The following is an 18,806-nucleotide window of genomic DNA, read 5'->3' on the forward strand; positions in this document are numbered from 1 at the left end:
CCTGATCCCATGCCGAACTCAGAAGTGAAACGCCGTAGCGCCGATGGTAGTGTGGGGTCTCCCCATGCGAGAGTAGGACACTGCCAGGCATCAAACACAAGTTATCAGAGTGACATCTGGTGGCTAAACAGCAAGGAAATGCTGGCCCTAACGGGAATATATACGGAAGTATAAGTAACAGAATCGGTGGAGCGGTAGTTCAGTTGGTTAGAATACCTGCCTGTCACGCAGGGGGTCGCGGGTTCGAGCCCCGTCCGTTCCGCCACCCTCTTTAGGGGCGTAGTTCAATTGGTAGAGCACCGGTCTCCAAAACCGGGTGTTGGGAGTTCGAGTCTCTCCGCCCCTGCCAAATAAATAACCCTTCGCGAAAGCGAGGGGTTTTTTATTTTTATCAAACAAATAAAAGATACACTTTTGCAGTGATTATTCATTACCCTGACCTCCTGACCTCCTGACCTCCTGACCTCCTGACCTCCTGACCTCCTGACCTCTTGTTATTGTCTGATTTTTGTTCGCGTCTCGCCGAAATAGCCCTCATTTTCTCGTTAAATATATTAAATTAACCTTAAAATTCAGATGGTCAATGTTCGTAAATTGCATTTTTTAGGTCGGTTTTCGTACAGCATGTTGTTATTTTATAGTGGATTTCTACCTATCATCACGACAATGAATCGTATAAAAAATTAATTAGTACTTTGCATTAGTCCCTCTTAAATAAAAATTGAATTAATTCTGACCCACTCAGATTGTTTATGACGTCTCTGCTTATTTATTTGAATACTAGAGCAATATTGCCTGTCACCTTGAGATGATAGTGCCGTGAAGAAACCCTGTGATAAGAGAATTGACATCAATGTTTGCCACTGTTGTAACGACGATCTGCATTGCAGATCAGGTTGTTTCTCAGTTGTGATTTCTCTGACGCCGGTCTCAAATAGAGAGGGTGTTTGTGGAAACGAAAGTATTTACACAATGATATAAAATGAGGCATTACGCTTAAAATTATCGATACACAACGAGGTGAGGAAGCCAGATTAAAACGGCGAGATTCGTTATTATTCACTCACTCACTCACTCACTCACTCACTCACTCACTCACTCACTCACTCACTCACTCACTCACTCATGCATGCTGGAGATATCTGTTCCAGATTATTGCGGCCAGTAATTGATAATTCAATATAAAACAATATGTTACGGATGGGTTGGTATCAGGGAGAAGTCAGTTGAGTCTTACTCTGGGGCGCAACCAAATTGGTATGTTGTTCATTGGTTCCCGGTTCGCTACGCTATTCCCATGATTGGATAGCTTGGTTGCACTGTATTCACGATAGAAGCTATTTCACACCCTTAGTAATGTGGTCGCGGCTTTGGTATTTTCACCCGTATTTTGGGCGCGACGTTTGCGCGATTGATGGGAATAGTCGTTCTGAAATGGGAATTTTCAAGCTGGTATAAATACATCAGTACTTAGATTTATATGCTATCCAGAATGCTCGCTGGGCTATCTGCAATTATTTTCACTTCCAGCCTCTCGATAAGCTAAGCGTTGTTTCTAAGCGTCGCAGTGTGCAGCGATGATAATATGGCACCCCACTTAACGAGGGTGTAGGCACGCTGTTTAGCGTGCTGATTTAGAGCTTAATCCAGGGTTATATTTTCTTTCGCGGTACTGTCGGATCATGGCGGGGAAAATAACCATTACTTTTCTGCCAGTTAGCTTTATTGCCACCCAGAAGGCAATGAGCGCCTTTTATATGATTCCGCAATCAAAGGCTAAGTGTTTCTCGATTAACTCCGTGTTGCCCCTTCAGCGGCGTTATTCATCGGAGTTTTTAATAATTGGCGGATTAATATCTGCTGATCGCTATTTTGTAACCATACCGCGTACAACGGCCGGACTATTGCGGGGATCTCCGGGTTAGCAACAAGTTGCGGGTAATCTTTTTGCCAATGCTCAGGTAAAAATGCACAGCCGCCAGTAGTGTCTAAGAGTTGTCGCGTCAAATGGGCCGAAGTCGTTGTCAGAACTGGCATTTGCTCACTGTCTAACAGGCGATTTTCCTGTTGATGAAAATCGGCCCCCCACTCCAGTTTTATATACGGCATTTCTTCGGTTTTATCTTGCTGGCCGGATGAAAAAAGCCGCAATGAAAAATTGCCCAATAGTTGGCTGGCTAATTCGTCCATTTTGGGCGGCTCGGTAGTGATTAAAAGGTCGAGTTGCCGTTCATGCAATTGCTTCACTAAAGACTGGCGTAGCGCGATACGAGCTTCGAGGCGCAGCCCTTCTCGTTGGAGATAGAGTGTCTGTAGCCATGGGGTGAGATAAGCTTCCCATAGTGATGCCGTTGCGCCAATCGATAGCTCAGTATGCTGAAGAGAGTGTATGACCTCCTTCTTGGCCAACTGCCAGGTATTCATCAAGGTTTCTGCGTAGGGCACCAAACGTTCGCCGGCTGGCGTTAGGCGAATATTATTCCGGTGACGAGTGAATAAATTTGCACCTAATTGATTTTCCAACTGACGGATTCGGAAACTCACTGCTGACTGTGTTAAGTATAAAGATTCCGCTGCGCGGCCAAAGTGGCGAGTTCTACTGACCTCCAAAAAGGTTTTCAGTAATTCGGTGTCCACACCTATCTCCAATTTTTTTTGTCGTTAAGATTTAAATGTTTTGTTTTACACGATGTCAAGCCTATCTAATACTCCGCGCCATAAACAGCACGACCATGACAGAATTAGGAGCGTGTCAGATGGCGGATAGCTTCATCACAACCAATCGTTTTTTTGATAACAAACACTATCCTCGCGGGTTCTCGCGTCACGGTGATTTCACCATTAAAGAGGCGCAATTGCTAGAGCGTCATGGCTATGCTTTCAACGAGCTGGATTTAGGCAAACGTGAGCCAGCAAACGAAGAAGAGCAACAGTTTGTTGCCGTTTGTCGTGGCGAACGCGAGCCCGTCAGCGATGCGGAAAAAGTGTGGTCCAAATACATCACCCGAATTCGGCGTCCAAAGCGCTTCCATACACTGTCTGGCGGTAAACCGCAGGCTGATGCAACGGAAGACTATGTCGATAGCGATGACTAATAGAAATGGGGCGAAAGCCCCATTTTTACGTCAACGCTTTGTGTAGCTGTAACAGTAAACGATCCATACAACGATAGCTCAATGCTTCAGAAATGTGTGGCTTTTGAATGTCATCCTGTTGCGCCAGATCGGCGAGCGTGCGCGCAACTTTCAGAATCCTATGCCAGGCTCGTACGGATAAACCGAGCTTCAGCAGCACTTGTTCAAGAAATTGCGCATCTTGTGGTGTGACGACACAAAATCGAGCAACGTCTTTGCTGCTGAGTTGGGCATTTATCTTTCCTGAACGATGCAATTGTTTTTCTCTGGCCTGTAATACTCTCTGCCTGACGGTTGCACTATCTTCCCCGCTATTTTTTTGCATCCTCAATAAACCTTTCGGTAGCAATGGCACTTCAATGGATAAATCGAATCTATCGAGGAATGGGCCGGATAATTTGGCAAGGTAACGGAGTATTTGCTGTGGCTGTGCGCGATGGTGTCGCCCCTGATAATGTCCACTGGGGCTGGGGTTCATCGCTGCGATAAGCTGTATTTTGGCTGGAAAACACACTTTTGCCGTTGCTCGCGAGATAACCACTTCGCCAGATTCTAAGGGTTCCCGTAACGAGTCCAGTACCTTGCGCTCAAATTCAGGCAGTTCATCCAAGAATAACACGCCGTTATGTGCCAGCGAGATCTCTCCGGGGCGAGGTATAGAACCGCCGCCGATTAACGCGGCCATTGATGCGCTATGGTGTGGCGATCTAAATGGGCGCTTGCGCCAATGCGTTGGAGCCTGATGCCCTTGCAATAAGCTGGCTACGGTGGCAGTTTCCAGCGCTTCCTGATTGCTTAAGGGTGGGAGTAAACCATTTAATCGGCTGGCTAACATAGTTTTCCCGGTGCCAGGTGGCCCCAGTAACAGTAAGTTATGTCCTCCGGCAGCGGCGACTTCCAGTGCGCGTTTAGCCTGTTGCTGCCCGATAATATCCTGTAGGTCGAGTGCGTTATCCCATTCCTGCCAATCACTTGCTTGTTTTGGGGGGGAAAGTGAGCCTTCTCCACGCAGAAAACCGCAAACAGCCAGAAGATGCTCTGCAACTAAACTGTTTCCTTTGATGATTAAGCCAACTTCCGTTTCATTGGCGCAGGGCAGTATTAACAGACGAGAGGCACCGGTACTGGCCAGAGCGGCTGAAATAGCGCCGCTAACGCTGCGTAAACCGCCTGACAGGGCGAGTTCACCAAGAAACTCATATTGATCTAGCTTATCTGCGGGGATTTGCTCTGAGGCTGCTAGGATGGCTAAGGCTATTGGTAAATCGTAGCGACCGCCTTCTTTGGGTAAATCTGCTGGCGCCAAACTGACGGTAATTCGTTTAGCCGGAAAGATAAATCCACTGTTTAATAAGGCGCTACGTACCCTATCCCGCGCTTCTTTCACCGTTGTTTCGGGTAACCCGACTAATGTCAGCCCCGGTAACCCGTTGCTAATATGCACTTCAACGGTGACTGGAGGCGCTTGCACACCAATGGAAGCGCGGGTATGGATGACGGCCAGTGACATAGTTTTCCCCCTTCTGATGTCTGGCATCTTGCCGAATTGAGTTTTTTTGTCATTAGGATGGTGTTTAGCCTGCGAGAAGGCGCGAAAACTATCGTTTTGATTACGCGGGAAGACATGAATTTTGCGTGGTCGATCGTAAAAAATGTCTCGTTTACGAAGGGATTTCAGGCTCAGAACAAAAGTATCTCTGACATTTTTTTAAACCTAGGGGACGTTAAGCGTAAATTTTCTGTATAAAAATCAGGGAAAGAAATATCGGTTTTATCGTTTGATAATTAACACAATTATTGCAATTGTAGTCTTGGGTCACAAAATTACTTTTTAAAAAAATATTGTCATGGCGATAATAACTGTGATAACTCTGTAGGTATTCGTTCGACAACAGACATGTGAACAACCGATTATGAAAGCTCTCGTCCAAGTGATTAACCTAGTCCTAATTAGCGTGGTGGTGATTATTATCCCACCGTGCGGGGCTGCACTTGGACGAAGAAAGGCATAAAAATCAAGCCTTAATCACAAGAGAACCCCCGCACCGAAAGGTCCGGGGGTTTTTTATTGGCCAGTAAAAAGACGCGGTGAACGTAAAATGAACAACAGAACAAAATCCTGCATCGCTCTCAAAAGTTCGGGGAAATAACTATGAATGGTGCTCAGTGGGTGGTTCAAGCGCTACGTGCGCAAGGGGTGGAGACGGTATTCGGCTATCCGGGTGGGGCAATTATGCCAGTCTACGATGCCTTGTATGACGGTGGCGTTGAACATCTACTGTGTCGCCATGAGCAAGGGGCAGTAATGGCTGCCATCGGTTATGCTCGCGCAACCGGAAAGGTCGGGGTGTGCATCGCCACTTCAGGCCCTGGAGCCACTAACTTGATCACCGGTCTGGCAGACGCGTTATTGGATTCTGTTCCGGTTATCGCTATCACCGGTCAGGTGGGCTCTGCTTTAATCGGCACCGACGCTTTTCAGGAGATCGATGTCCTTGGCCTGTCTTTGGCCTGCACCAAACACAGTTTTCTGGTTGAGTCTTTAGACGCGTTGCCGGGCATCATGGCTGAGGCCTTTGCCATCGCGAGTAGCGGTCGCCCTGGGCCGGTTTTGATTGATATTCCAAAAGATATTCAGTTAGCCGTCGGAGAGTTACACCCGCATTTGCTGTCGGTTGAAGAACACTATCTGGATTCCTATGCCGAACGCCAACAGGCTTACGAAATGTTAAGTGCGGCCAAACAACCGATCGTTTATGTCGGTGGTGGCGTCGGTATGGCACAAGCGGTGCCTGCCTTGCGAGCGTTTATCGCTGAAACCGGGATTCCCGCCGTAGTGACTTTGAAGGGTTTGGGTGCCCCTGATGCTGAGCATCCTTGCTATTTAGGCATGCTGGGTATGCACGGTACTAAGGCAGCCAATCTGGCGGTGCAGGAGTGTGATTTGTTGATCGCCGTCGGAGCTCGTTTCGATGACCGAGTGACCGGTAAGTTGAACGCCTTCGCACCGAAAGCCAAAGTTATTCATATGGATATCGATCCGACGGAGTTAAACAAACTGCGTCAGGCTCACGTTGCCTTGCAGGGCGATTTGAAAACCTTGCTTCCCGCGTTGCAGCAACGTTTGGACATCCAGCCGTGGCGCGATGAAGTGATTGCGTTGAAGCAACAGCATAGCTGGCGTTATGACCATCCGGGGCAAGCAATTTATGCACCGCTGTTACTGAAACAGATTTCCGATCGTAAAGGGCCTGAAACCGTTATCACTACCGATGTCGGTCAGCATCAAATGTGGACTGCACAACATATGAGTTTCACCCGCCCGGAGAACTTCATCACTTCCAGCGGGTTGGGCACGATGGGCTTTGGTGTTCCGGCGGCCGTCGGCGCGCAAATGGCTCGTCGGGAAGACATGGTTATCTGCGTGTCCGGCGATGGCTCCTTTATGATGAATGTTCAAGAGCTGGGAACGATAAAGCGCAAACAGTTGCCGCTGAAGATCGTTTTGTTGGATAACCAGCGCTTGGGCATGGTTCGACAGTGGCAGCAGCTGTTCTTTGATGCCCGCTACAGTGAGACCAATTTATCCGATAATCCCGATTTCATCACTTTGGCCAGCGCTTTTGACATTCCCGGCCAACGTATCACCCGCAAAGACCAAGTCGATGCCGCACTGGACGCACTGTTTAACAGTACCGGCCCGTACCTGCTTCAGGTTTCCATCGACGAACTCGAAAATGTCTGGCCGTTAGTTCCGCCGGGCGCAGGTAACGAAACCATGCTGGAGAAAATTTCATGATGCAACATCAGCTCTCGATCCAAGCCCGCTTCCGCCCTGAAATGTTAGAGCGAGTATTGCGAGTGGTACGCCACCGCGGCTTTCAGGTTTGTGCTATGAATATGTCGTCTATCGTTAATGACGAAAATATTAATATTGAACTGACCGTTGCTAGCCAGCGTTCGGTAGATTTACTGTCTTCTCAGTTGAATAAGTTGTTGGATGTTGCAAGTGTAGAAATCCAGCAACCCAATACATTACAAATACGCGCCTGAGGCGCTAGAAGGAAAGTACAGAATGACTAAGAAAGCTGATTACATTTGGTTTAACGGCGAAATGGTTCCGTGGGCAGAAGCCAAAGTTCACGTAATGTCTCATGCGTTACATTACGGAACATCAGTCTTTGAAGGTGTCCGTTGCTATGAAACCAAGCATAAAGGCCCAGTGGTATTCCGCCATCGCGAACATATGCAGCGTTTGCATGATTCAGCCAAGATTTATCGGATGCCAGTTTCGCAATCCGTCGATGAGCTGATGGAAGCCTGTCGCGAGACGCTGCGCAAAAATAAACTGACTAGCGCCTACATCCGCCCTCTGGTGTTTATCGGTGACGTGGGAATGGGCGTTAATCCACCGGAAGGCTACAAAACCGACGTTATCATCGCCGCATTCCCTTGGGGGGCTTATCTGGGGGAGGAAGCGCTGGCACAAGGCATTGACGCCATGGTTTCATCTTGGAATCGCGTTGCGCCGAATACCATTCCAACCGCCGCTAAAGCCGGTGGTAACTACCTTTCTTCCTTATTAGTGGGCAGCGAAGCGCGCCGTCATGGTTATCAGGAAGGAATTGCGCTGGACGTTCACGGCTTCTTGTCCGAAGGCGCGGGCGAGAACCTGTTTGAAGTGAAAGACGGAATATTGTTCACTCCGCCATTTACCTCATCCGCACTGCCGGGTATTACCCGCGATGCCATTATCAAGCTGGCCAAAGATATGGGCCTGGAAGTGCGTGAGCAAGTGCTGTCTCGCGAATCTCTGTATCTGGCTGATGAAGTCTTTATGTCTGGCACCGCCGCCGAAATTACCCCAGTACGCAGCGTTGATGGTATTCAGGTCGGTATTGGCAAACGTGGCCCGATTACCGAGAAAATCCAGCAGGCGTTCTTTGGTCTGTTTACCGGCGAAACTGAAGATAAGTACGGCTGGTTGGATCCGATCAATCAATAATAACTAAAAAGTGACAGACAGAACCAGCGGGTGGTTCGTTCGCCACCTGCTTTATAAAAGACACAGGAGTGAAGAGATAATGCCTAAGTACCGTTCCCATACCACCACTCATGGCCGCAATATGGCGGGTGCCCGAGCACTTTGGCGCGCTACGGGTATGACCGATGATGACTTCGGCAAACCTATTATTGCGGTGGTTAACTCCTTTACCCAATTCGTCCCTGGGCACGTTCATTTGCGTGATTTAGGCAAGCTGGTGGCCGAGCAAATCGAAGCGTCAGGCGGCGTGGCAAAAGAGTTCAATACTATTGCGGTGGATGACGGTATCGCCATGGGACACGGTGGCATGCTTTATTCTCTGCCTTCACGAGAGTTAATCGCGGATTCTGTGGAATATATGGTTAACGCGCACTGCGCCGACGCCATGGTGTGTATTTCCAACTGCGACAAAATCACCCCAGGGATGCTGATGGCGTCTCTGCGTCTGAATATTCCGGTTATTTTCGTTTCCGGCGGCCCGATGGAAGCGGGTAAAACCAAACTGTCAGATAAAATTATCAAGCTGGATTTGGTCGATGCGATGATTCAGGGCGCGAATCCGAACGTTAGCGACGAAGATAGTGCGCAAATTGAACGTTCCGCCTGTCCGACCTGCGGTTCCTGCTCCGGTATGTTTACCGCTAACTCGATGAACTGCCTGAATGAGGCTCTAGGTTTAGCGCTCCCAGGTAACGGTTCATTGCTGGCGACTCACGCCGATCGTAAACAATTATTCCTCGATGCCGGCAAACATATCGTTGAGCTGACTAAACGCTATTACGAGCAAGATGATGCCAGTGCGCTGCCACGTAATATCGCCAACAAGGCGGCGTTTGAAAACGCCATGACGCTGGATATTGCGATGGGGGGGTCTACCAATACCGTTCTGCACTTGCTGGCGGCGGCTGAGGAAGGCGAAGTGGATTTCAGCATGACGGATATCGATCGTCTGTCGCGTAAAGTTCCACATTTATGCAAAGTGGCACCGAGTACTCAGAAATACCATATGGAAGATGTGCACCGTGCCGGTGGCGTTGTAGGGATCTTGGGCGAGTTGGATCGTGCCGGTTTGCTGAACCGCGAAGTTCGAAACGTATTGGGACTGAGCCTGCCGGAAACCCTGAAAGCCTATGACGTTATGCTGACCCGCGATGAAAAAGTCAAAAACATGTATTCCGCGGGGCCTGCGGGTATTCGTACCACTAAAGCTTTCTCGCAAGATTGCCGCTATCCATCGCTAGATACCGACCGTCAGGAAGGGTGCATTCGTACGCGCGAGCATGCCTACAGTCAGGACGGCGGCTTGGCCGTGCTGTACGGCAATATGGCTGAAAACGGCTGTATTGTAAAAACTGCCGGTGTGGATAAAGAAAGCCTGACTTTCCGTGGCCCAGCCAAAGTATATGAGAGCCAGGACGCTGCCGTAGAAGCGATTCTGGGTGGGAAAGTGGTTGCCGGGGACGTAGTGATTATTCGGTACGAAGGGCCGAAAGGCGGGCCGGGCATGCAGGAAATGCTGTATCCAACGACCTACTTGAAATCTATGGGGTTAGGCAAAAGCTGCGCATTGATTACCGACGGGCGTTTTTCCGGAGGGACTTCCGGTTTGTCTATTGGTCACGTTTCGCCAGAAGCGGCCAGCGGTGGTCTGATTGGGCTGGTGCAGGACGGCGACATGATCGATATCGATATTCCTCAGCGCAGCATGGAATTAGATGTACCGGCCGCTGAACTGGCGGCTCGCCATGAAGCCGAATTAGCTCGCGGCTCCGCTGCTTGGACACCTAAAAACCGCGTACGTCAGGTTTCCTACGCCTTGCGCGCCTATGCCTCACTGGCAACCAGCGCAGATAAAGGCGCTGTTCGTGATAAAAGTAAGCTGGGAGGCTAGGGGCTATGGCGGAATCACAAGCATTACCTGATGCGCCCAGTGGCGCAGAGTACCTACGGGCGGTGCTGCGCGCGCCGGTATATGAAGTTACGCAGGTCACGCCATTACAGGTGATGGAAAAAATTTCATCTCGCTTCAGTAACACTATTTTGGTGAAGCGGGAAGATCGCCATCCGGTACACAGTTTTAAGCTACGTGGCGCTTATGCCATGCTGGCTGGACTCAATGAAGAGCAGAAAGCTTGCGGCGTAGTGACCGCTTCTGCGGGTAATCACGCACAAGGCGTAGCGCTTTCTGCGAGTAAACTGGGCATTAAATCGCTGATTGTGATGCCGGTTGCCACAGCAGACATCAAAGTGGATGCGGTGCGTAGCTTTGGTGGCGAAGTACTGTTGTTTGGCGCCAATTTTGATGAGGCCAAAGCTAAAGCCATCGAAATTTCCCGCCAGCAGGGATACACCTTTATACCGCCTTTCGATCATCCGGCGGTCATTGCTGGACAAGGCACGCTGGCGATGGAACTACTGCAACAGGACGCCCATTTAGATCGGGTTTTTGTTCCAGTTGGCGGCGGCGGGCTGGCCGCTGGCGTGGCGGTATTAATTAAACAACTGATGCCGCAAATCAAAGTGATCGGCGTGGAAGCGGAAGACTCTGCCTGTCTGCAAGCGGCATTAGCGGCGGGAGCTCCGGTTGATTTGGCTCGCGTTGGGCTGTTTGCCGAAGGTGTAGCGGTGAAACGCATTGGTGACGAAACTTTCCGCCTGTGTCGGGAATATCTGGATGACGTTATCACCGTGGATAGCGACGCCATCTGCGCGGCGCTCAAAGATATTTTTGAAGATGTGCGTGCGATTGCGGAACCGTCCGGTGCGCTAGCGCTGGCGGGTCTGAAAAAATATGTTCAGCAGCATAATATTCAAGGTGAACGTCTGGCTCATATACTTTCTGGCGCTAACGTTAATTTCCACGGTTTACGTTATGTCTCAGAGCGTTGTGAACTAGGTGAGCAGCGAGAAGCGCTGTTAGCCGTAACGATTCCCGAGCAAAAAGGCAGTTTCTTGCGCTTTTGCCAATTGCTAGGCGGTCGGGCGGTAACCGAATTTAACTATCGCTACGCGGACGCGGATAACGCCTGCATTTTTGTCGGCGTGCGTTTGACCCGAGGATTCGCCGAGCGGGCTGAAATTATTGCTGAATTACAGGCGGATGGATATCAGGTCGTGGATTTGTCCGACGATGAAATGGCCAAACTGCATGTCCGCTATATGGTCGGCGGTCGTCCTTCCAAGCCGTTGCGCGAACGTTTGTACAGCTTTGAATTCCCGGAATCACCGGGCGCGCTGTTGAAATTCCTCAATACGCTCGGTACCCACTGGAATATCTCGTTGTTCCATTATCGCAGTCATGGCACCGATTTTGGCCGAGTGTTGGCGGGCTTCGAGCTGTCCGAGACCGAGCCGGAATTTGAACAGCACCTGACTGCGCTGGGCTACATTTGCCATGATGAAACCGATAATCCGGCGTTTAGATTCTTCCTCGCGGGTTAATTTGCATTCTGGGGGCTGTGTAGCAGCCCCCAGAATGCTTCGATCAAGGGTTCGTTTAAACGTTTTTTCTGCACGCAGACTCCCAGTTCAAAGGGTTCAACCAGCGAAATATTATCTAGCAAAGAAATACGGTTTCGCACGGGTTCTGGACTGTTTTCCACCACAACTTCCGGAATCAGGGCAATGCCGCAACCGAGAGCAACCATCGAAACAATCGCCTCGTGGCCGGAAACGGTGGCGTAAATCAGTGGGTTAGTAATGCGATGGCGGCGGAACCATAAGTCGATGCGTTTTCGCGACGGGCCGTGTTCCGGCAGGATAAACGGAATATTGTTCCAATCGGGATGAGCTTCAGCAGCCTGAGTACGCACGGCGCAGGGTAGCGCAGGTGCAATCAGTACTAATGGAATCTCGCCAATTTGGGTGAATTCTACCGTGCCAGGCAGGGTTTCAGGACGACCAGCAATCCCCAAGTCAGCTTCGTTAGACTGCACTTTGTCTACGGCGTTGGCGGCGTCGCCGGTGGTCAGTTTGATTTCCACCAGTGGGTGTTCGGCGCGAAAACGATCCAGAATCGGCGGTAAGTGGCTGTAGGCGGCGGTAACGGAGCAAAACAGTCTTAGCTCGCCGCTCAGTGATGGCCCGTGCTGCCCCAGGGCATGACGCAACTGCTGATATTGCAATAAGGTTTGTTGAGCAAAGGCTTTCAACTGGGTGCCGGCATCGGTGAGTTGCACGGTACGGTTATCCCGCAGAAACAACGGCTGCCCTATGGTTTCTTCCAACCGCTGAATCTGGCGAGATAGGGTGGATGGACTGATATGCATTGCCTTGGCCGAGCGACCAAAATGGCGGCTATCAGCCAGATGTAAAAACAGCTTCAGGTCACGTAAATCCATAGCGCTGACTCTCGTTGGCGAAGAAATAGTTATATTGCAAAATCTGCAACGACACCTTGTAAATATATCAATTTCAGCAACGGATTTCCTGACATATAGTGAATTCAAGAGAATCCCTCACACAGACTGGGGGATGTGAAAATAACGCAACACAACATCGAACGGAGTACCACTATGGCTAATTATTTCAACACATTGAACCTGCGCCAGCAGTTGGCGCAATTGGGTAAATGTCGCTTTATGGGACGTGAAGAATTTGCAGACGAAGCGAACTACCTGAAAGGTAAAAAAGTGGTGATCATCGGTTGTGGTGCTCAGGGTCTGAACCAGGGTTTGAATATGCGCGACTCTGGCCTGGACGTAGCCTACGCTCTGCGTAAAGAAGCCATTGCCGAGAAGCGTGCATCATGGCGCAAAGCGACGGAAAATGGCTTCAAAGTTGGGACTTACGAAGAACTGATTCCGCAGGCTGATTTAGTCGTCAACCTGACGCCAGACAAACAGCATTCCGCCGTGGTTCAGGCCGTTCAGCCGTTAATGAAAGACGGGGCGGCGCTGGGTTACTCTCACGGTTTTAATATCGTGGAAGTTGGCGAGCAGGTACGTAAAGACATAACCGTAGTGATGGTTGCGCCGAAATGTCCGGGCACCGAAGTACGTGAAGAATACAAGCGCGGTTTCGGTGTACCAACGCTGATCGCCGTTCATCCAGAAAATGATCCTAAGGGCGAGGGCATGGCTATCGCTAAAGCCTGGGCTGCTGCAACCGGTGGTCACCGCGCTGGCGTGTTGGAATCTTCATTTGTTGCGGAGGTGAAATCCGACCTGATGGGTGAACAAACCATTCTGTGCGGTATGCTGCAAGCGGGTTCTCTGCTGTGCTTCGACAAACTGGTAGCAGAAGGTACGGATGCAGCCTACGCTGAAAAACTGATTCAATTCGGCTGGGAAACCATCACCGAAGCGCTGAAACAGGGCGGTATCACTCTGATGATGGATCGTCTGTCTAACCCGGCGAAACTGCGTGCCTACGCGCTGTCAGAACAACTGAAAGAAATCATGGCGCCGCTGTTCCAAAAACATATGGATGACATCATTTCCGGCGCATTCTCCAGCGGCATGATGGCCGACTGGGCAGAAGACGATGTGAAATTGCTGAAGTGGCGTGAAGAAACCGGTAAAACGGCCTTTGAAAACGCGCCGCAGTTCGAAGGTAAAATTTCCGAGCAGGAATATTTTGACCACGGCGTACTGATGATTGCCATGGTAAAAGCCGGGGTAGAATTGGCGTTTGAAACCATGGTTGACTCAGGAATTATCGAAGAATCAGCCTATTACGAATCGCTGCATGAGCTGCCGTTGATCGCCAATACCATCGCTCGTAAGCGTTTGTATGAAATGAATGTGGTTATCTCTGATACTGCAGAATACGGTAACTATCTGTTCGCTAATGCAGCCGTACCGCTGCTGAAAGCCAAATTTATGGATTCTCTGCAAGCCGGGGATCTGGGGAAAAGCGTAGCGGGTACTGCGGTAGATAACGCTCAGTTGCGTGATGTTAACGAAGCGATTCGTCACCATCCGATTGAGGCGGTAGGGCATAAGCTGCGTGGGTATATGAAGGATATGAAACGCATCGCGGTTGCGGGCTAATCAAGCTACTTCGCTGGCCATTTGAGATTGGGTCGTGCTCGAGATCTTCGCTATAAAAAACCGGCCACGAGTGCCGGTTTTTTTACATTCAAGCTAAGTAATATTAGCTGCGGTATAGCACTTTAATGATGTGATAACCGAACTGGGTTTTTACCGGGCCGTAAGGTTGTAGCAATTCACAGCTAAAGACCGCTTTATCAAAAGCTGGCACCATATCGCCCTTGTTGAACTCACCCAGATCGCCGCCGTTACGTTTAGACGGACAGTTAGAGTATTTCTTGGCTAATTCTTGGAAATTAGCGCCATTGTTCAACTGCGCCAGAATATCATTTGCCTGTTTTTCATCATCGACCAGAATATGCAATGCAGAAGCTTTGTTCGCCATAATACTTATCACCACAATGTAATTTGAATGAAGATCGCCTTTAATCGGCCGCCAGTGTAGCGTATTTTGCCGACGATTGAAGCTTTTAGCGGCTTGAAAGCGGTAAGTCAAAATGATAGGCGTTTTTTTTCACCCGCTTCTTTCTGCTACAATCCTCCTCCCCACCACCCCACTGAGTAACCGAGCACTATGCGATTAAATCCTAGCCAACAACAAGCCGTTGAATTTGTCACCGGCCCCTGCCTGGTGCTGGCAGGCGCTGGCTCGGGTAAAACCCGCGTAATTACCAATAAAATCGCGCACTTGATTCGTCAGTGTGGCTATAAGCCCAGCCATATCGCCGCTGTAACCTTTACCAATAAGGCCGCTCGCGAGATGAAAGAGCGCGTGGCGCAAACGCTGGGGCGCAAAGAAGCTCGCGGTTTAATGATTTCAACTTTCCATACTTTGGGGCTGGAAATCATTAAGAAAGAATATAAAGCGCTGGGGATGAAATCTAACTTCTCGCTGTTTGACGCACAGGATCAGATGGGGTTGCTAAAAGATCTTACCAGCAAGTGGCTGGAAGAGGATAAAACTCAGCTACAGCAGTTGATCTCGACGATCTCTAATTGGAAAAACGATCTAATGACTCCGACCGCCGCGGCTGCACAGGCGCGTTCGGAACGCGATAAGATCTTCGCCCACTGCTACGCCTTGTATGACGATCACTTAAAAGCCTGCAACGTACTGGATTTTGACGATTTAATTTCTCTGCCCACGCTGTTGTTACAAAAAAACGAAGAAGTGCGCGAACGCTGGCAGGATAAACTGCGTTATTTGCTGGTAGATGAATATCAGGATACCAATACCAGCCAATATCAAATGGTTAAGTTATTGGTGAGCAATCGGGCGCGCTTTACCGTGGTGGGAGATGACGATCAGTCAATTTATTCCTGGCGTGGTGCACGGCCTCAGAACTTGGTGCTGCTGAATGAAGATTTTCCTCAGTTGCAGGTGATCAAGCTGGAACAAAACTATCGTTCTTCTGGGAGGATATTGAAAGCGGCCAATATTTTGATTGCCAATAACCCGCACGTTTTTGAAAAACGACTGTTTTCCGAATTAGGTTACGGCGAGCCGCTGAAAGTGATTACCGCCAATAATGAAGACCATGAAGCCGAAAGAGTCGTGGGAGAGCTGATCGCCCATCACTTTATTAAGAAAACTCAGTACGGCGATTACGCTATTTTGTATCGCGGTAACCATCAATCGCGGCTTTTCGAAAAGTTGTTGGTGCAAAACCGAATTCCTTATCGCATTTCCGGCGGAGACTCTTTCTTCTCTCGTCCTGAAATCAAGGACTTGCTTGCCTATCTACGCGTCCTAACTAATCAGGACGATGACAGCGCCTTCCTACGCATAGTGAATACGCCGAAACGAGAAATTGGCCCGGCAACGATTCAGAAACTAGGGGAATGGGCGAATATCCGAAACAAGAGCCTGTTTCACGCCAGCTTTGACTTAGGTTTGAGCCAACATCTGACAGGCCGTGGACTGGAGTCTTTACAGCGTTTCACTCACTGGCTGGAGAGTATTATTCGGCTGGTGGAGCGTGAACCTATTGCCGCCGTCCGGGATTTGCTTCACGGAATGGAATACGAAAGCTGGCTGTTTGAAACCTCTCCCAGCCCGAAAGCGGCAGAAATGCGGATGAAAAACGTCAACATGCTGTTTAGCTGGATGACGGAAATGTTGGAAGGTTCGGAACTGGACGATCAGATGACTTTGGCTCAGGTTGTCACGCGTTTCACCCTGCGAGATATGATGGAACGCGGAGAAAGCGACGAAGAGTTGGATCAGGTGCAGCTAATGACTTTGCACGCTTCGAAAGGTCTGGAATTTCCCTACGTATTTTTAGTCGGCATGGAAGAAGGGCTGCTGCCTCACCAAAGCAGCATCGACGAAGATAATGTGGATGAAGAACGACGCTTGGCCTACGTTGGCATCACTCGCGCCCAGCGGGAACTGTTTTTCACACACTGTCGGGAGCGTCGTCAATACGGTGAATTGATGCGGCCGGAACCTAGCCGTTTTCTAATGGAATTACCGCAAGATGATCTGGATTGGGAATCGGAGCGTAAAGTGATTACGCCGGAAGAACGGATGCAAAAAGGCCAGAGTCATCTGGCCAGTATTCGTGCTCAATTGGCAAATGCCAAGAAGTAATGGGTAGGGAAATCTGTTGATGAACTCTATGGTGTCACGGGTTTCCCATCTACCGTCACATTTTGTATCGCGCCGAAATGCCAAGGGGTTTCGCCCCGGAGTTGAGTGAAAATAACCTGATTGAACTGGCTATCACGTAAATCGCTGATTGCCGTTGGCATGACTCGATTGAATTTCACATTGTCGAAATGCACCAGACGGTGCCAGGCTTGTTTGTCACTGTCCCCCTTAATTTCAATGGATGCGTTTTTTCCGGTCTGGTTATTCACCGTCACATTTTTCACTGTAAAATCATAGAATTGAGCAGGAGTTTTCGCCGGAGGATAATCCAGATTGGCATTGCTATCCGCATAGTCCAGCGTCATGACGACGGCCTGCTTGGCGATATCTTGCATGGCATTATTGCGAAAAGTGACGTTGCGTGCGCCCCCGCCGATTGAGCGAGTACTTTTGGCTCTTAGGCCAATATCCGTCAGATACATCACGTTATTTTCCGCCAGAATATCTTCAATCCATGCACCAGTATGGCTGCCAGTGACAATAGCGCCGTGGCCCATGCGGAAATAGTTGTTAAATAACCACGCTCCTTTCATCGGTTCCTGTTGCTGAGCCATTTCGCCAGTACCTGCTGCAAAGTTAATGCAATCATCGCCAGTATCGAAGAAGTTATTGAACACCATGACATTCTGGCTATTGCCGAACTCAATACCGTCGCCGTTATTAGCATCATAAGTTTGATGGATTAAACCATTAGCTACCACGTTGTGGTTTTCCAGATTCATAATGCCGTGAAATGCCGGATTACGAACGGTGAATCCGGCTAAATACAGGTTTTCTACGCCGCGCAAGGTGATCAAACTGGAGCGTTTCTGGCCGTAAGCCGTTTTTAGATCCATTCCTGTGGAAACAGCCTGTTCAACTTGATTTTTGGCTAGAATGCCGTCTTCGTGCACTTTGGTATTTTTGCTCGCGGCGTATTGTGGCAACTTATTGCCTAATTCATCGGATATTTCGCCGGTTTTCGCGCGGAGCCAGCCGTTGCCATCGATAGTTCCAAAGCCAACGATGCGGATATTTCGGAAGGTGCCCGGCGCGGTCTTATCAGGATTTATGGCATTAATCAGCGAGGCCGGACGCTGGACGGTGGAATAGCTATAAAGATAATAGCCCGCGGGATAATCCGTTGGATTTTCCGAACCCAGCAAGGTCGAGCCAGCCTGAAGATTCAATGTCATATCGCTTTTTAGCCACAGCGCACCGGTTTTATACACCCCAGGGGGAATATCAATGCGACAACCCGGTTTACAGCTATTAATCGCCCGTTGAATCGCTTGGGTATTGAGGGTTTTCCCATCGTCTTTGGCACCGAAATCACGAATATTTAGCACCTGAGGTAACGCCGTTGTTTTCGCAGTCATCACCCGACTGTCAGGTGACAGTGAACCGTCGGCATAGCGCGCTCTGACGCTGAACGAGTAAGTCGTGTCAGGTTTTAGCCCCTGTACGGTGAAATTCTGCATCAGAATCTTGCGCTGGAATTGCTGCTTATCATTTGCGTAGAAATGATTGATATAGGGTTTGGCCGGAGAGTATTGGTCATTATTTTCACTGGCGAGGCCCAGTAGTTTCCCTGCGGAATACACCTGATAATCGACGATTTGACCGTTATCTTCCGGCGCTTGCCACACTAATACTATGCTGTTTTCGTCATAAGCTAGCGTGGGAACCTGTAGATTTTGCGGTGCTTTCAGTTCGGCCAATGCTGTAACAGGGGCGAGTGCCAAACCAGAAATAATCAACAGTATATTCAGGGGATGACGGTGTTGAAGCTGTACGCGCATTCTTATTCCTCATTGAAATGGAGAGCGTTGTCGCAGACAGCGTTGCCTTCTGATTGGAGGAAATAGGACTAAAAAGAAACGCTGTTCTATAAAAATACACACATTGTTTTGTTTTTAAGCTGGAGGCGATCACATATTGAGTGCTTGCTGTTTTTTTACACGAAATAGTGATGAGGGAGGGTGACTTGAAGAAGGAAAGGG

At 49.4% G+C, this 18,806-nt stretch carries 14 protein-coding genes, 2 tRNA genes and 1 rRNA gene; 12 read left to right on the top strand and 5 right to left on the bottom strand.

From position 1 onward, the window contains the following. From rrf to AD970_RS14935, 3 genes are all read left to right on the top strand, one after another. Positions 1-89, top strand: a 5S ribosomal RNA gene (rrf, locus tag AD970_RS14925); the annotation flags it as partial. A 99-nt stretch (positions 90-188) separates the two neighbouring features. Beyond that, positions 189-265, top strand: a tRNA-Asp gene (locus AD970_RS14930). A gap of 8 nt (positions 266-273) precedes the next feature. Next, positions 274-349, top strand: a tRNA-Trp gene (locus tag AD970_RS14935). Positions 350-1,791: 1,442 nt separating this feature from the next. On the opposite strand, the gene hdfR is transcribed toward AD970_RS14935, so the two are convergent. Continuing rightward, positions 1,792-2,637, bottom strand: coding sequence for an HTH-type transcriptional regulator HdfR (gene hdfR / locus AD970_RS14940; RefSeq protein ID WP_049600714.1), 846 nt, complete (start codon positions 2,635-2,637; stop codon positions 1,792-1,794). A 119-nt stretch (positions 2,638-2,756) separates the two neighbouring features. Between hdfR and AD970_RS14945 the strand changes: the two genes are divergently transcribed. Continuing rightward, the gene (locus AD970_RS14945) at positions 2,757-3,095 is read left to right on the top strand and encodes a DUF413 domain-containing protein (RefSeq protein WP_049600717.1); all 339 of its coding nucleotides are present in this window, start codon (positions 2,757-2,759) and stop codon (positions 3,093-3,095) included. Positions 3,096-3,120: 25 nt separating this feature from the next. Here AD970_RS14945 and AD970_RS14950 read toward each other — a convergent pair whose 3' ends face one another. Next, complete coding sequence (locus tag AD970_RS14950; RefSeq protein ID WP_049600720.1) at positions 3,121-4,644, bottom strand: YifB family Mg chelatase-like AAA ATPase; 1,524 nt, start codon at positions 4,642-4,644, stop codon at positions 3,121-3,123. Positions 4,645-5,047: 403 nt separating this feature from the next. Between AD970_RS14950 and ilvL the strand changes: the two genes are divergently transcribed. The 6 genes from ilvL to ilvA all read left to right on the top strand — a co-directional run bounded on the left by ilvL (position 5,048) and on the right by ilvA (position 11,619). Further along, complete coding sequence (gene ilvL, locus AD970_RS19015; RefSeq protein ID WP_071665674.1) at positions 5,048-5,146, top strand: ilv operon leader peptide; 99 nt, start codon at positions 5,048-5,050, stop codon at positions 5,144-5,146. A 140-nt stretch (positions 5,147-5,286) separates the two neighbouring features. Then, on the top strand, positions 5,287-6,933 hold the full coding sequence (ilvG, locus tag AD970_RS14960; RefSeq protein ID WP_049600723.1) for an acetolactate synthase 2 catalytic subunit: 1,647 nt from the start codon (positions 5,287-5,289) through the stop codon (positions 6,931-6,933). Beyond that, positions 6,930-7,187, top strand: a complete 258-nt coding sequence (gene ilvM / locus AD970_RS14965) for an acetolactate synthase 2 small subunit (protein ID WP_049600724.1) — start codon at positions 6,930-6,932, stop codon at positions 7,185-7,187. Before ilvG ends, ilvM begins: the two co-directional genes overlap by 4 nt. A gap of 22 nt (positions 7,188-7,209) precedes the next feature. Next, the gene (locus tag AD970_RS14970; protein WP_049600726.1) at positions 7,210-8,139 is read left to right on the top strand and encodes a branched-chain amino acid transaminase; all 930 of its coding nucleotides are present in this window, start codon (positions 7,210-7,212) and stop codon (positions 8,137-8,139) included. Positions 8,140-8,218: 79 nt separating this feature from the next. Next, positions 8,219-10,069, top strand: a complete 1,851-nt coding sequence (gene ilvD / locus AD970_RS14975) for a dihydroxy-acid dehydratase (protein ID WP_049600727.1) — start codon at positions 8,219-8,221, stop codon at positions 10,067-10,069. A 5-nt stretch (positions 10,070-10,074) separates the two neighbouring features. Beyond that, positions 10,075-11,619, top strand: coding sequence for a threonine ammonia-lyase, biosynthetic (gene ilvA / locus AD970_RS14980; protein WP_049600729.1), 1,545 nt, complete (start codon positions 10,075-10,077; stop codon positions 11,617-11,619). Here the strand turns inward: ilvA and ilvY are convergent. Then, on the bottom strand, positions 11,616-12,518 hold the full coding sequence (ilvY, locus tag AD970_RS14985) for an HTH-type transcriptional activator IlvY (RefSeq protein WP_049600732.1): 903 nt from the start codon (positions 12,516-12,518) through the stop codon (positions 11,616-11,618). The two genes, ilvA and ilvY, sit on opposite strands and share 4 nt — an antisense overlap. Before the next feature lie 174 nt (positions 12,519-12,692). Here ilvY and ilvC point away from each other — a divergent pair, with 174 nt between their 5' ends. After that, complete coding sequence (gene ilvC / locus AD970_RS14990) at positions 12,693-14,171, top strand: ketol-acid reductoisomerase (RefSeq protein WP_049600735.1); 1,479 nt, start codon at positions 12,693-12,695, stop codon at positions 14,169-14,171. 103 nt (positions 14,172-14,274) lie between these two features. On the opposite strand, the gene ppiC is transcribed toward ilvC, so the two are convergent. Further along, positions 14,275-14,556: a peptidylprolyl isomerase PpiC gene (ppiC, locus tag AD970_RS14995; protein WP_042526483.1), complete on the bottom strand. Its 282-nt coding sequence runs from the start codon at positions 14,554-14,556 to the stop codon at positions 14,275-14,277. A 189-nt stretch (positions 14,557-14,745) separates the two neighbouring features. Between ppiC and rep the strand changes: the two genes are divergently transcribed. After that, the gene (rep, locus tag AD970_RS15000) at positions 14,746-16,764 is read left to right on the top strand and encodes a DNA helicase Rep (protein ID WP_049600738.1); all 2,019 of its coding nucleotides are present in this window, start codon (positions 14,746-14,748) and stop codon (positions 16,762-16,764) included. A gap of 26 nt (positions 16,765-16,790) precedes the next feature. On the opposite strand, the gene AD970_RS15005 is transcribed toward rep, so the two are convergent. Further along, positions 16,791-18,605: a glycosyl hydrolase family 28 protein gene (locus AD970_RS15005; protein ID WP_049600741.1), complete on the bottom strand. Its 1,815-nt coding sequence runs from the start codon at positions 18,603-18,605 to the stop codon at positions 16,791-16,793. Positions 18,606-18,806: the final 201 nt, after the last annotated feature.

The sequence above is a fragment of the Yersinia nurmii genome (genome assembly GCF_001112925.1).
Lineage (GTDB): Bacteria > Pseudomonadota > Gammaproteobacteria > Enterobacterales > Enterobacteriaceae > Yersinia > Yersinia nurmii.